The 13,771-nt window shown below is 69.9% G+C and carries 8 protein-coding genes; 1 reads left to right on the forward strand and 7 read right to left on the reverse strand.

Translation table 11 applies throughout. The annotated features are described in order from the left end of the window. The first annotated feature begins 26 nt into the window (after window positions 1–26). On the forward strand, window positions 27–482 hold the full coding sequence (locus AC07O8_RS23115) for a hypothetical protein (RefSeq protein WP_495050279.1): 456 nt from the start codon (window positions 27–29) through the stop codon (window positions 480–482). Between the two features lie 57 nt (window positions 483–539). Here AC07O8_RS23115 and AC07O8_RS23120 read toward each other — a convergent pair whose 3' ends face one another. The 7 genes from AC07O8_RS23120 to AC07O8_RS23150 all read right to left on the reverse strand — a co-directional run bounded on the left by AC07O8_RS23120 (window position 540) and on the right by AC07O8_RS23150 (window position 13,761). Continuing rightward, a complete protein-coding gene (locus AC07O8_RS23120; protein WP_495050280.1) occupies window positions 540–764 on the reverse strand; it encodes a hypothetical protein in 225 nt (74 codons plus the stop codon). Window positions 765–992: 228 nt separating this feature from the next. Further along, window positions 993–2,567, reverse strand: a complete 1,575-nt coding sequence (locus tag AC07O8_RS23125) for a methyl-accepting chemotaxis protein (protein WP_495050281.1) — start codon at window positions 2,565–2,567, stop codon at window positions 993–995. Window positions 2,568–2,755: 188 nt separating this feature from the next. Next, window positions 2,756–3,763: a hypothetical protein gene (locus AC07O8_RS23130; RefSeq protein WP_495050282.1), complete on the reverse strand. Its 1,008-nt coding sequence runs from the start codon at window positions 3,761–3,763 to the stop codon at window positions 2,756–2,758. Continuing rightward, on the reverse strand, window positions 3,760–4,548 hold the full coding sequence (locus AC07O8_RS23135; RefSeq protein WP_495050283.1) for a DUF5672 family protein: 789 nt from the start codon (window positions 4,546–4,548) through the stop codon (window positions 3,760–3,762). The genes AC07O8_RS23130 and AC07O8_RS23135 overlap by 4 nt, the downstream gene beginning before the upstream one ends. Window position 4,549: 1 nt before the next feature. Next, a complete protein-coding gene (locus tag AC07O8_RS23140) occupies window positions 4,550–5,671 on the reverse strand; it encodes a glycosyltransferase (protein WP_495050284.1) in 1,122 nt (373 codons plus the stop codon). Window positions 5,672–5,910: 239 nt separating this feature from the next. Further along, window positions 5,911–8,916 (reverse strand): hypothetical protein, encoded by a 3,006-nt coding sequence (locus AC07O8_RS23145; protein WP_495050285.1) that lies wholly within the window; start codon window positions 8,914–8,916, stop codon window positions 5,911–5,913. A gap of 339 nt (window positions 8,917–9,255) precedes the next feature. Next, window positions 9,256–13,761 (reverse strand): SPM autocatalytic domain-containing protein, encoded by a 4,506-nt coding sequence (locus tag AC07O8_RS23150; protein ID WP_495050286.1) that lies wholly within the window; start codon window positions 13,759–13,761, stop codon window positions 9,256–9,258. Between the last annotated feature and the right edge of the window lie 10 nt (window positions 13,762–13,771).

Consider the following 13,771-nt stretch of genomic DNA (forward strand, 5'->3'; position numbering starts at 1 on the left):
TGGCGGCGCCAGTTGAAGGTGAGGGCGTGGTCCCGGTGCGCGAGGCGGCAGCCTCGTCAACGATCGACGCGGATGCCGCATCGAATGCCGCATCCAACGCCGTCGCACCTGCCTCGGCCCCCGCGTCCGCGCCGGGCACCGCGGTGCCGGCGGCATGGAGCCTCGCGGACTCCCGCGTTGCCGGAGACGACCGCGCGCCCCCGATCCAGCGCCCGGCGGAAGCGGCGGCGACGCCGGCCTGGCAACTCGACGATCACCAGGGTTATGCGCGACGCGAGCAGGACCGGCACCAGGCGACGCAACGCGCCTTCGTCGACGCCGCCGACCGCGAACTGCCGCGGCTCGACCAGCAGATCGAGCAGGGCCGCGCGATGGGCCTGCCGCCGGAGCAACTCGCCAAGGGCGAAGAAAAACGACGCCGCATCGCGGAGATGCGCGCGCGCATGCATGCGGAACTCGCGGCGAGCGCCGCGGCCCCCTGAGGGGCCACCGGAGTCTGCGCCAGAGCGGGGCTAGGCGTCAGACAGGGTCAGGCAGGGTCAGGCGATGCGCCGGAAGCGCAGCGCCTCGATGAGCGACTCGTCGCCCACGGTGCTCACGCGCTGCTGGACAACCTCGGCCCGGCCGTCGGCGGCGAGCCGCTGGATCTCGCGCGCGGCGCTGTCGAAGACGAGCGGATGCTCCAGGCCGGAGCCGGCGTGCGGCAGGTCGACAAGTTCCCCGGGCGAGGAGTCGAGGAACACCGTCATGGCGATTGAACTCATGCTGGACCTCACGAGCTGGCAGAACACCCGCTGACTCTATGCTGCATCGCAGCAGGTTCAAAGTCGGTTGCAACAAGTTTCCGCGCTCGCGTCCGTCGATCGCACCGTTGGTGGATCCGCACCAGATCAATGCCGAGTGATGAATGAAAAACGGGAGCCTTGGAGGCTCCCGTTTGGTTTTCCGGTTGTCAGTTCTTCCGGTTCTTCCGGTTCTTCCGGATCGAGCCGTCAGGCGGCGGCCATGCCCCGGACCTTGAAACGCGAGATCGCCTCGGTCAGCGCCATCGCCTGCTGGCGCAGGCTCTCGGCCGCGGCGGCGCTCTGCTCGACCAGCGCCGCGTTCTGCTGCGTGCCGCGGTCGATCGCCGCCACCGCCTCGTTGACCTGCACGATGCCGTGCGTCTGCTGGTCGGTGGACGCACTGATCTCGCCCATCAGGTCGGTGACCTTGCGCACCTGCGTCAGCACCTCGTCCATCGTGCGGCCGGCCTCCTGCACCTGCACCGCGCCGGCATCGACCTTCTCGACCGAGTCCGAGATCAGCGTCTTGATCTCCTTGGCCGCCTGCGCGCTGCGCTGGGCCAGCGCCCGCACCTCGCTGGCCACGACCGCAAAGCCGCGGCCCTGCTCGCCGGCGCGCGCCGCCTCGACGGCCGCATTCAGCGCGAGGATGTTGGTCTGGAACGCAATGCCGTCGATCACGCTGGTGATGTCGCCGATCCGCTTGCTGGAGCCGGTGATGGCCTCCATGGTGGTCATAACGCGATGCACCACCTCGCCGCCCTGGCCCGCGACCTGCGCCGCGGCGCCCGCCAGACCCGTCGCCTTGCGCGAGGATTCGGCGTTGACCTGCACCGTCTCGGTCATCTGGGCCATCGACGACGCGGTCTCCTGGAGCGCGCTGGCCTGGGTCTCGGTGCGGCTGGACAGGTCCTGGTTGCCGCTGGCGATCTGCGTGGAGGCCGTGGCGATGCCGTCCGCGGCCTGACGCACGTGGGTCACCATCGTCGACAGGTTGCCGCTCATGGCCTTCAGTGCCGTCAGCAGCTGGCTGAGCTCGTCTCGGCCGTCGACCTGGATCTCGTCGCGCAGGTCGCCGTCGGCCACCGATTGCGCGACCTTGATCGCGCGGTTCAGCGGCGCCGTCACCGCGCGGCTGATCAGCCAGCCCAGCAGGCCGGCCACCGCGGCCGAGAGGATCGCCGTCGTGATCAGGAACAGGCGGTCCTTGGCAAACAGCTCGGTCGCCGCCTTGGTCTCGGCGGCGGAACGTTCGTCCTCGTAGCGGATGAAATCGCCGGTGGCGGTCAGCAGTGCCGCCAGCAGCGGGCGGCATTCCGCGTTCATCTTGGCGACGGCGTCGTCGCGCCTGCCGTCGTTGGCCAGGCCGACGATGGCCAGCGCCACCTTGCCGTACTGCGCCTCGATGCCGGCCACCTTGTCGAGGAGGGCCCGGTCCTGCGGGGTCGCATCCGCAGCGGCGGCCAAGTGCGACTTCAAGGTCGCGAGCGACCGGCCCACCTCTTCATGCGACTCGGTGACGGCGGCGAGTTCCTTCGTCCGGTCCTCCGGCGTCGTGACCAGCACCAGGTTGCGGGCCGCGATGGCACGCGACTTGGCCGCCGACTGCACCGCGATCACCAGGCGTTCCCGGGCGGCGACGCCGCTCAGGTAGTTCTCCACGCGCGAGCTCGACTGGTTCAGCCAGTGCAGCGCCGCGCCGGAGACGGCGGCGACGATCACCGCCATCACGCCGAAACCCGCCCACAGCTTGGTCTTGACCTTGAGGCCTGAGAAGTTCATTTGTTATCCCCCTGATGGATGCGGAATCCGTGGTTTCGGTCCCAAGGTGATCTTCGGCGCTCGGCGGGCGTTTCTCAATGACCATGGCGCCGAATCGCGTGTGCGGGGATCACCTACATCCGCAGGGGGAGCCGGGCGGCGCTCGGTGAAAACCCCGATCCCGCCGGCTCAGTCGGGTTCAGTCGGGCTCAGACACCGAAGGCGTGCGCCAGCCCGGCGACTTCGCGCTCGAAGATCATCCGCTCGCGCTGGACCGCCTGCTGGGCGGGCCGCGACAGGTCCAGGTAGAGCGGGAAGTTGCGCATCAGTTCGTGCGCGCCGGCGAAGACCTGGTCGACCTGGTCCGGCTTGAAGTAGCACTCGCCGGGCAGCGCGTAGTCGCGTGCAGCGCCGACGTCCAGCGCGAAGACGCAGCAGTCGCGCATCAGCGCCTCGCGCGCCAGGCGGTCCTTGCCGGGGAAGGTGCCCAGGTCGATGAAGAGCCGGCTGCGCCCCAGCGCCTCGTAGACCTGCGCGCGCGTCAGCCCGCGGATCAGGTGGACCTTGCAGCCGTTCTCGGCCTCCAGCCGCGCCGCGATCGCGCCGACGTCGTAGACGACCTTGTGGTTGGCGTTCAGCGCGATGTCCGTCTTGTCCGCGGTCGCGAAGACCGGTTCGCCCGGGGCCGGCGCCGGCTTGGCCGGCGTGTAGTCCGACAGCGGCAGCGTGCGCAGGCACCCCAGCGCGCGGATCACGTCATGCGCGTAGCCGGACTGGTAGGTGTGCAGCACCCGCTCGCTGCGCAGCAGGTTGAGGTTGATCTTGTTGACCGACAGGTACTCGAAGGCGTTGTCGATGCTCAGCCACCAGACCATGGGCGTGCAGGGCTGGAAGTAGCGCAGCCAGTGCACATAGGTCTCGGCCAGGACGACGCAGGTGTCCGGCGTCATCGCGATCTCCTCGGCCAGCCGCACCTGGTACTTCTCGTAATCGGCCACGGTGTTGGGCCGCGGCTGCAGTTTCAGCGCCGTGCCGGCGGTCAGGCCGTTGCGGCGGAACAGGTCGTCGATCGCCGGCAGGTCGGTCGGCAGCACGTACCAGACGCGGGCGTCGTGTCCCTGGCGGATCAGCGAGTCCGACAGCTGGTGCAGCGCTTCCGGACCGCCGGTCTGCACGCCGTGGGGGATCAGGATGACGATCTGCTTCTTCGCGTTCATGGGGAGGCTTTCGAGAGAGTGGCCAGCCGGGCCTGCAGCTTCTGCGCCGCCTCGGGCGAGACCGCCTGCAGGCCGGGCAGCAGGAAGCCGCTGCGGGTCTTGACGATGCGGTCGGAAAGGTGGTCCAGCAGGAAGTCGGGCATCTCGCGGTAGACGCTGGGCAGGTGGAAGATGCCGTGGAAACCGAAGGTCGGGTAGGGCACCGCGGGAAACTCGACCGAGAAGTGCGAGGCGATCGCCTTCGGCGCGAAGCGGCAGCCGGCGCGCTCGAGCGTCTCGCGCATCGTGCGGCAGATGTAGAGGTCTTCGGCCTCGGTCGGATCCGGGTAGTCGAGCTGCGCGACCGCATGGACCAGCCGCTTGGAACGCCACGAGAAGCCGCCGTTGCCGACCTCGTTGACCTCGTAGTTGGGCCAGGGCGCGCCGATGTAGTCGTAGTGGAGGAAGTGCGGGGAGAACTGGTCGGCGTTGAGCACGAAGCCGTCGTACTGGATCACCAGCACATGGTCCGCGCTGAGGTGCTTGGCCAGCTCGCGGGTGATCAGCAGGTTGTACTCGGCGATCGAGCGCAGCGTCGGCACCGGGATCACCGGCAGGCCGGGCCAGAGCTCGGGCTTGTCCGAGTAGATCAGCACCTGGCTGAAGGGCAGTCCCTGCTGCTCCATCGCCCGCATGCTGTGCAGCAGCGCCTGTCGCGCGAGCACGTGCAGGTCGGTGTCGACGATGGCGACGGCGATGCTGGGCCGGGTGGCGTTGGCGGTGAGGGGGGCGGGCAGCGCGCTCATGTCACAGCAGGTCCAGCAGCTGCTTCGTCACCGTGGCCCAGGAGAAACGCTTCTCCAGCCGCACCCGGGCCGCCTCCCGGCGAGAGGCCGGGGGCAGGCGTTGCTCGACGACCTGCAGCATCGATTCGCGCAGGTCTTCCAGATCGGGCACGACGAAGGCGCCGACCGGTTGCGGCGCGTCGGCGTCGGTGCCCGGGCGGCTGTGCAGGCGGTGGCAGAGCTCGGGCGGCGTGAAGTCGTCGGTGGCGCCGCCGCCGCTGACGATCACGTGCGTGCCGCAGCCCATCGCCTCCAGCACCGGCAGATTGAAGCCCTCGGCGCGGTAGGGCGAGACGTAGGCGTCGGACAGCGCGTACAGCGAGCGCAATTGCGGCAGGTTGAGGCTGGTGGACAGGATGGAGATGCCGTCCCGCACCTGCGGCGAGTTCAGCTGCGGCGCGCGCGCCGCCAGTTCGGCGAAGACGCGTTCGACGCCGATGCCGTACAGGCCCTGATGGTCCTTGAGGATGAGTCGCACCGGCAGGCCCTGCAGCCGCAGTTCGGCGAAAGCCAGCAGCAGCAGGTCGATGCCCTTGTTCCAGGTCGCGACGCCGACGTTGGTGAAGACGGTCTCATGCGCCTGCATGCCCAGCGCCGCGCGCGCGGTCTGGCGCTGCTCGGGCGTCATCGGGAAAAAGGTGTCGGTCTTGTAGCCGTGCGGGACCACCAGGACCTTGTCCGCGTCGAAGCCGTAGTCCACCAGCCGCGCCTTGGACCAGCGCGTCGGCGTCACGACGATGTCGTCGCCATGCGTCAGCGCGGACGGCGCCATCTCGGGCGGGTCGAAGCTCTTGCCGGAGAGGCCGAATTCGGTGACCACGAAGGTGGCGTTGCGGCGCGCGGCCGCGGGATCGCCCAGCCGCACCGGCGAGGCGATGCGCAGGCGCACGTCCATCACGCGGTCGCCGGGATCGGGCAGGCCGTCGATGAGGGCGCGCTCCTCGGGCGCGAAGCCCGAGTCCAGCTTGCTCTTGTCCCAGTGCGGCATGAAGAAGGGCGCGTCCTTGTGGAACAGCTCGAACCGCGGGTCCTTGACCATCTCCAGGATCTGGTTCTGGTTGACCATCGCGATGGAGTGGTTCACCCCCCGCCAGCCTTCGATGCACAGTGTTTTCAACGCGGAATCCCCTTTGGATGCCCAGGTCGTGCGCCCGCGCGGGCGTCAGCCTTCCCATCCGATCTTTGAGCCATTGTGTCGCGCCGCGAGCGAGGCCATGCCGGGATAAGGGGGACGGGGAGCGGTCAACTCCGCGCGGAGCAGGCGTCGTTGCCGCGTCCTCGCGCTGCCGCAGGTCCGTGCGAGCGCGGGGCGGGACGGGCGGCTCAGTGCGCCAGGGCGATCGTGTCGTGCAGGGCCGCGCCGGAGAAGACGGGAACCGACGACAGACGTGCTTCGTCAGGCCGGCCGGACAGCGTGGCGTCGGGTGCTGCGCCCGGAATCGCCGCGGCGTCCAGCGCGAGCAGGACTTGCCCGCCGACGGCCGTCTGTATCCTGCCAGCCACGGCCAGCCGGCCGCCACCGAGCAGTCGGTCCGCGCCGCTGCCGTTGCCCGGTTGCATCGTGACGCCGGTGTCGACGCCGCCCGACCAGGTGCCTGCCGCCTGCATCGACTGGACCACGGCCAGTTGGTCCGGCAGCCAGTGGGCAGGCTCCGCCACCAGGGCGGCGATCTCGCGCTGGAGTCCCTCCACCTGCTCGAGCACGCCCGGATCCTGCGGCGTCCCCGGCGGCGGCGACCGCTGCAGCACGGCGAGTCGATCCATGCAGGCATTGATCGCCTCGGCGGCTTCCGGCGCAAGGGTCTGACGTTCCTGGTACACGCGGGAGCTGCCGGGAGGCAGATTGACCAACTGGCGCATGAAGTCGTCGTATTTCCGATCCCCGCTGCCGGCCCCCACGTCGGCGCCCCGGTTTTCCAGGGCGACGACCCATCGCGCGCGCTGGGCATTCATCGCCCGGATGAAGTCGTCGCGGACGCCGAACTCCCGGCTGCGGACCGACAGCTCCGGGCGGAGCCGTCCCTCCTCGGTGACAAGGCGGACGAGCCCGTTCTGCGCCTGGATCACCAGCTCCGTCTCGACGCCGACCCGGTGGCGCCCGAACAGCGTGACGCCGCGGCCGGACGGCGTGCCCAACGAGGGATGGCCGATCCCCAGGCTCGCGCCGGCGCGCAAGGCGCTGCGTGAGCCTTGCTCCGCCTGCACGCTGCGGGCCGTGCCGGCAGCGTCCCTCGTCTGCTTGCGGTCGAAGAGGGTGCGCTTCAGGCCGATGCCCGCCGAGGCCGCTGCGGTGACGCCCGGCGCGGGCGTCACGGAGGCCGTCGCATCGAGGGACACGGACACGTCCGCCGCGACGGCCCTGGCCTCGTTCCAGCCGAACGAGATGTCGCGGAAATCACCCAGCCGGTCCACCATCTGCGCCCACATGGCGCCGCCATGGGCGGGACGGTCGGTCTTGCCTTGACCGGCGATCTGGAAGATCGAATTGATGACCAGCTCGTTCATGCGCTGCCAGCCGGTCGCCTTGAGGGCATCGGCCTGATCGGCCGACAGGGTCTCATGGTCGCGGCCCTCCTTGCGGGTGCGGATCATCAACCCCCGCGAGACCAGGTGCGACCCGCCGATCCGGGCCATGGCCTGGGCGGAGACGTTGACGAGCGGACCGACTTCCGCGCCGACCCGCACGCCCGCACCGACGGAGCCGTTCAACTTCCGTTCGCTGCCCAGGTAGAGCGTGCCGGTCTCCGCGATGCCGGCCCGGAACACCGCGGCGCGGGAGCGCTCGGCGCTCACTTCCACCACCGGGGTGATGCCGGTGCTCAGCCCGCCCAGGCCGGCGACGCTGGCAAGGCCATAACCCGCCGTCACGCCGACGGCATGACGGCGGCCATCGCTGTAGGTGCCGAGACGACCTCCGGTGACGGCGTTCATCACCTGGCGCAGCAGGTCGCGACGCTCGGCCGGCGAGGCGGCGTTGAAGCTCTGCTGCAGGCGCTTCGCATCCCGGCGCGTGTCCATCTCGCCTTGCGGTGTCTTGATGGTGGCGGCCGTCTCGATGGGGCCGGCCTTCAGCAGGGTTTCCAGCGGCGACTTGTCCTTGCCGGCGAGGCGTCGCAGCAGGCGCAGCGGCAGCCGGGCCTTGTGCGAGGTCGTCGGCAGCTCGCCGTCGGGCGTCTTGCAGGCGAGGTCGATGTAGGTGACGAACTTCCGCAGGCGCTTGGCCATCAGATGGAAGTCCGAGCCCTGGCCGCTTTCCGTGAAGCCGTTGCGCAAGGCGACATAGGCGGGCTTGAATTCGCGATGCATCTCGCTCTGTCCGGGCGCGCGTCGCAGGTTGTCCGTGGCGTACACGAAGGCCTGGGCGGCCAGCGTGGCGGGATGTTCCGGCTCGTGGGGGCCCCGGGGACTCCGGCGCGCGTTGCCGGTGCCCAGCCGGCTGGCGTCGAGCCATTCGCGCCGTTGCGGATGCGCGTCGAGGGCGGCGCGGATGTCGGCCATCGACCGGGTGCCCTTCACGTCGAGGCCCGAGGCGAGCAGCGCTTCCTCGGCGCGAAGTCCGAGCTTGTAGAGCTCGATCGCCTCCTCGGCGCGGTCGCGGCGCGGATCGCCGGCCGGCGGCAAGGCAAGACCCTGCATGTCGAGCAGCGCCTGGAAACCGCCGGCTGTCGCCGCCAGCGCGCGACGCGCCTCGTGCGTCATGCGCGCGACCGCTGGAGAGCCACGACCCGGATCGGCCAGGGCCGGCGAGGCGGCCTCCCCGGTGCCCCCGGCAGACAGATCGTCCAGCGCCGGCGGCGTCTCCAGGCGCAGGCGCTGATAGACCTGCAAGGCCTGCGCCGGATCGGCGGTGACCGTGCGGAGCACGGTGGCGATCAGCAGGGATTGCTCATGGCGCAGCCGGTGGCCGTCGGGACGCCCGATCGGGTCGGGGTTCGGGTGATCGTGCAGCGTGGTCGCCAGCCGTGTCGCGGCAAGCCGCGTCGATGGCGAGGTACCGGGAAACATCCGCCCGAGCTCGGCGCTGAAGGCGGCTGGGTCTCGTGCGGCGCGGTGGCCGCCCGCCGTGCTGCCCTGGCTGGCGGTGATCCGGGGGCCTGTCATCAGCCCTCGTCCCGCGCTTCGTCCGGCAGCGTTGACGTCGCGGCTGACCGCCTTCAGGCCGCTTTCACTGACGGCCGTCGTCGCACGGACGACCAGGGGACGCTCCTTCAAAGAGATCTCCGGGGCCGAGTTGCTGCCGGAGACGGTGAGCGGGCCGATGACGACTTCGACGCGCGGCACCGCCGCGCGCAATCGCAACGCGTCGAACGGACGGCGCAGCCGATCCATGGCCCCCGGTGCCGAGGGGGCGCTCGGGGACGCTGGCGAGGCGTCGGTTCGTTCGCCGGCCCCGGACGGTGGCGTGCCTGCCGCCTCGGAGGTCGCCACCGCCGTGTCGGTGACAACAGGTGCGGCGCCGCGGGGGCGCCATCCAAAGAGGCTGAACGGCATCGTCGTGCTCCATGGCGGGACCACGCGCCGAACGTCCCGGACCACTGTCGGACCGCACTCCCTCGACGCGTAGCGGCCAGATGACTGGGACAGTGCCGAGGTTGTCGTTCGCGGTTCGTTCGTGAACGGCGAAACCCGCCACGATGCGGACGCTTCACCGGAGCGGCGCGGGGCCGATCAGAGCAAGGGCGCGCCGCCGTTGTTCTCGTCGTCCTGGCGCCGCAGGGCGGAAAGCGCCGCATGCGCCATGGCCGTGTGAGCGTGGCCGGCCGTATCCGCCGTATCCGCCGTATCCGCCGTATTTGCCGTATCCGGCGTGGCAGGCGTGCCGACCGTGGACGCCGACCCCGACGCGACCTCGGCGAGCAGCGCGGTCTCCGACGCCTTGGGCGCCGCGAGCAGTTCCGACGCCGACGGCACGGCCGGGGGCGCGCCTGTGTCCGCCGCCTTGGCGAACCAGACATCGCCCATCTGGTGCGTCACGCCGTCCGCGGTCTTGTAGCCGGAGATCAATCCGATCAGGTTGCCGTGGTCGAGGGTCGAGGTCGACTGCGCGTTCAGGTCCAGTTCGACGATGCCGAGTTCCGCCAGCGACTTGAGTTCGCCGGCGTCGGTCTTGCCGTTGCCGTTCGCGTCGGCCCAGATCCGCAACTGGCTGAAGCCGGCGTCAAGGGCGTTCAACGCATGGTCGCCGTTGGCGTCCATCGCCTGCATCGCCTCGTACCCGTTGGCCGCATGCTTGCCGTTGGCCAGCACGGTGCCGCTGCCGAAGAGCTCCGCGCCCGAGTCGATCTGCCCGTTGCCGTTGAGGTCGCGCGCCAGCAGGCCGTTGCCCTGCGCCATCCACCCCCATTGCTGGGCATGGCCGGTGTTGTTCAAGTCGAAGCTGACGCCCTGCGCCGCCGACACCGTCCCGAGTCCGTGGCCGTCCAGGTTCAGCATGATCGGCGTGGCCAGGAACAGCGCGTCCAGTTGCGCGCCCGACATCGCATGGAGGGTCTCGGTGCTGAACCCCAGCACCTGATCCATGCTGAGCGCGGCCAGGTCCCGGGTCTCGAAGCCGACGATCGCGTCGCTGCCGATGGCATGGATCTGGTCCACCGTCAGCGCCTTGGCCTGGTCGCGGCTGAGCGCCGTCAGGTCGTCGCTGGACATCGTGGCGAAGGCTTCGGACGTGATCGCCGCCAACTGTTGCGTCGTCAGCGACGCAACCTGGCGGCTGTCCAGCGCCTCGATCGCGTCGGAGTTCATTGCCGCGATCGCCTCGGTGTGCAGCGCGCGCAGCGTCTGCGTGGTCAGGCCGTGGATCTGGTCCGAGCCGAGCGCGGCGTAGACGTCCGTCGACAAGGCGTTCAGCGTCGCCGTGCCCAGCATGCGGAAGGCTCCCGAGCTCAGTGCGGCGTAGTCCTCGGTACCGAAGCCGGCCAATTGCGTGCTCGTCATCTCGACCAGCTGCGTGCTGGTCATGGCATGGACCTGGTCGGTGGACAGCGCCGCGAAGTCGCCGGCGTCCATCACGCGGATGGCCCTGCCGGGCAGCAGCGCCACGTCCTGCGCGTCGAGCGCGGCGATCTGGTCGCTGGTCCAGGCCAGCACCTGGACATTCGTCAGTCCCAGGACCTGCGCCGTGCCCAGCGCCTGGATCTGGTCCGTGTGCATCGCCGCCGCCTGCTGGAAGGTCAGCGAGCCGACCTGGTCCGGCCGCAGGGCCGCGATCTGATCGGTGCTGAACAGGGCGATCTGATCCGAGCCCATCGCCTTCAATGCGGTGGTGTGCAGGACGGTGAGGTCCTGGGTCTCCAGTGCGGCGATCTGTGTGCCGCTCAGCGCCGCGAGCTGGGAGGAGCGCAAGGCCGCGAACTGCAGCGTCGTCAGCGCCGCCAGCGCCGTGGGATCCATGGCGGCGATCTGCAAGGAGGTCAGCGCGGCGATCTGTCTGGCCGACAGCGCGGCGACCTGGTCCAGGTCCAGCGAACCGAACTGGTCGCTGCTCAGTCCGAGCAGGGCCTGCGAGCCGAGGCTCGCGAGCTGAGCCGTGCTCAGGTGATCGATTTGATCCGCCGTCAGGCCGAGCAACTGTTTCGAGCTCAACGCCGCGAGTTGCGCGCTGCTCAACGAGGCGATGCTGTCGACGTTCATCGCGCCCAGCTGGGCGGAGGTCAAGCCCAGCAGCGCGCGCGTGTTCAGGCCGACGACGTCCTCGAACTCCAGCTGATGGATCTGGTCCGTCGTGAACGCCGCCAGCTGCTTCGACGAGAAGACCGCGAACTGCGTCGAGTCCAGCGCGTTCAGGTCGGCCTGTTCCATCGCGGACAACTGGGCGGTCGTCAGCGATGCGAGCTGATTCGTGCGCATCGCCGCGAACTGCTCCGGCACCAGGGCGTTGAGCTGGTCGGTGGTGAAGCTCTGCAGCGCCTGCACGGTGAAACCGCGCACGCCGTCAGTGGACAGCGCGTCGATCTGCGACGGCGCCAACGCGGCGACCTGGCCGGTGCCCAGCAACGCCGTCTGCGCGCTGCCGAAGGCGCCGACCTGCTCGCGGCTCAGCACGTGGATCTGATCGGTCGTCAGCGCCGTCAGGTACATCGGCTTGACGCCGGCGAGCAGTTCAGGCGCCAGCGCGCCGATCTCGTCGGTGGAGATCGCGGCCAGCTGGAAGGAGGTCAGGGCCGCGAAGTGCTGTGATCCCAGCGCGTTGAAGCTGTCATGGTCGAGGCTGCGCACCTGGGCCGTGCTCAGCGCGGCGAGCTGGCCGTCGCGCAGCGTGGCCACGCCGAGCGGGCCCAGCGCGTCCAGCTGTTCGGCGCTCAGGCCGCGGATGGCCAGCGTCGAGATCGCCTGCAAGGCCTGAGACGACAGCGCCACCAACTGATCGGCGGTCAGTGCGCCGACCTGCGCGGCATTGAGCGCCCCCGATTGCGAGGTGCTGAAGGCGGCCACCAGGCCGATGTCCAGCGCCTGCACCTGCGCGCTGCTCAGCGAGCGGATCACCGTCGCGTTCAGCGCGCCAAAGTCCTCCGGTTCGAGCTGCGAGACCTGATCGGTCGTCAGGCCGCGGAACTGTGCGGAGGTGAAGGCGGCGAACTGCGAGGTCGTCAGCGCGTTCAGGTCCTCCGGCGACATCGCCGCCAGCTGGGCCGTCGAGAGCGCGCGGATCTGGGCGCTGCTCAAGGCCTGCAGCTGGTCCGAGCTCAGGACGTCGAGCTGGTGATCGGTCAGTGTCGCGATCACGCGCGTCGACAGCGCCTGGATCGCGCCGGTGCCGAACGCGGACAACTGCTCGTCGCTGAGGTCGCGCAGCTGCGTCGTCGACAGCGAGCCGGCCTGCGATCCGCTGATCGCCGCCAACTGCTCCGAACTCAGCGAGGCCAGTTGCGCCGGCGTCAGGCCGCGCAGCGTCGTGCTGCTGAGCGCGGCGAGATCCTCGGTGCTCAGCGAATGGAACTGTTCCGGCGTCAGCGACTGCAACTGCCTGGAACTGAAGGCGGCGATCTGCGCCGTCGACAGCGCGGCCAGATCGTCGGTGTCGAGCGCGGCCAACTGGCGCGTCGTCAGCATCGCGATCTGGACCGTCTTCAGCGCGCCGAGCTGTTCGGCACTCATCGCGCCCAGCACCTCGGGCTTGAGACCCACGAGCGCGCTGCTGCTCAGCAAGCGGAGTTCGTCCGTGCTGAAGGCCGGCAACTGGTCGCTGCCCAGGCCGATCAACTGGGTCGAGGTCAGGCTCTGCACCTGGCGCGAGCTCAGCGCGTCCACCTGGTCCGAGGACAGCGCGCCGAGCTGCTGCGAGTTCAGCGCGCGCAGGCCCTTGGTGCCGATCGCGGCCAGGTCCTCGCCCTCGAGAGCGGCGATCTGCGCAGTGCTCAGCGACTTGAGCTGCAGCGTGTTGAGCGCGCCGGCCTGCTCGGTCGTCAACGCGACCAGTGAGTCGGTGCTCAGCGTGCGGAACTGCTGGCTGGTCAGCGCGGCGATCTGCCGGCTGTCCAGCGACAGGACCGCGTCGGACGAGAGGTGGGACACCGCGCTCGTGCTCAGGCCGCGGACCGCGCCCGTGCTCAGCGCCTGCAGCGCGTCGGTCGTCAGCGCGCTGAGCTGGTCGCCGCTCAGGCCCTTGGTCTGGTTGCCGCGCAGCGCCCCGATCTGGGCGGTGCTGAAGGCATTGAGCTGGTCCACGCTCAGGGCGCCGATCTGGACCGTGTTCAGCACCTGCATCGACGCGGTGCTGAAGACGGCGACCTCGTCGGTGGCCAGCATCCCGATCTGCTGGCTGCCCAGGCCGCGCACCTGCACCGACGACAGCGCCGCGATCTGCGTGCTGTCCAGCGCGGTGAACTGGTCGCTGTCCATGCGGCGCAGGCGGTCCACGGTGAGCGCGGGGATCTGCGTCGTCGTCAGCGCGTGGATCTGGTCGGTGGTCAGCGCGGCCAGCGAGGACGTCGTCAGCGTGCGGATCGCGGCCGTGTTGATCGCCTGCACGTCCTGCAGCTCCATCGCCGACAGCTGCCCCGAAGCCAGGTAGTTGAGCTGGCGGGCCGAGAGCGCCGACACCTGGACGGTCGTCAGCGCCACCACCTGTTCGGCGGTCAGCAAGGCCCACTCCGACCCCGTCAGCGTCGCGAGCTGCGTGGTGGTGAGCGCTGCGATCTCCTCGGGAGTGAGCGAACCGACGTCGAAGGTGGCCATGCGGGAAAGG

It is taken from the genome of Roseateles sp. GW821-FHT09G09 (assembly GCF_059415965.1).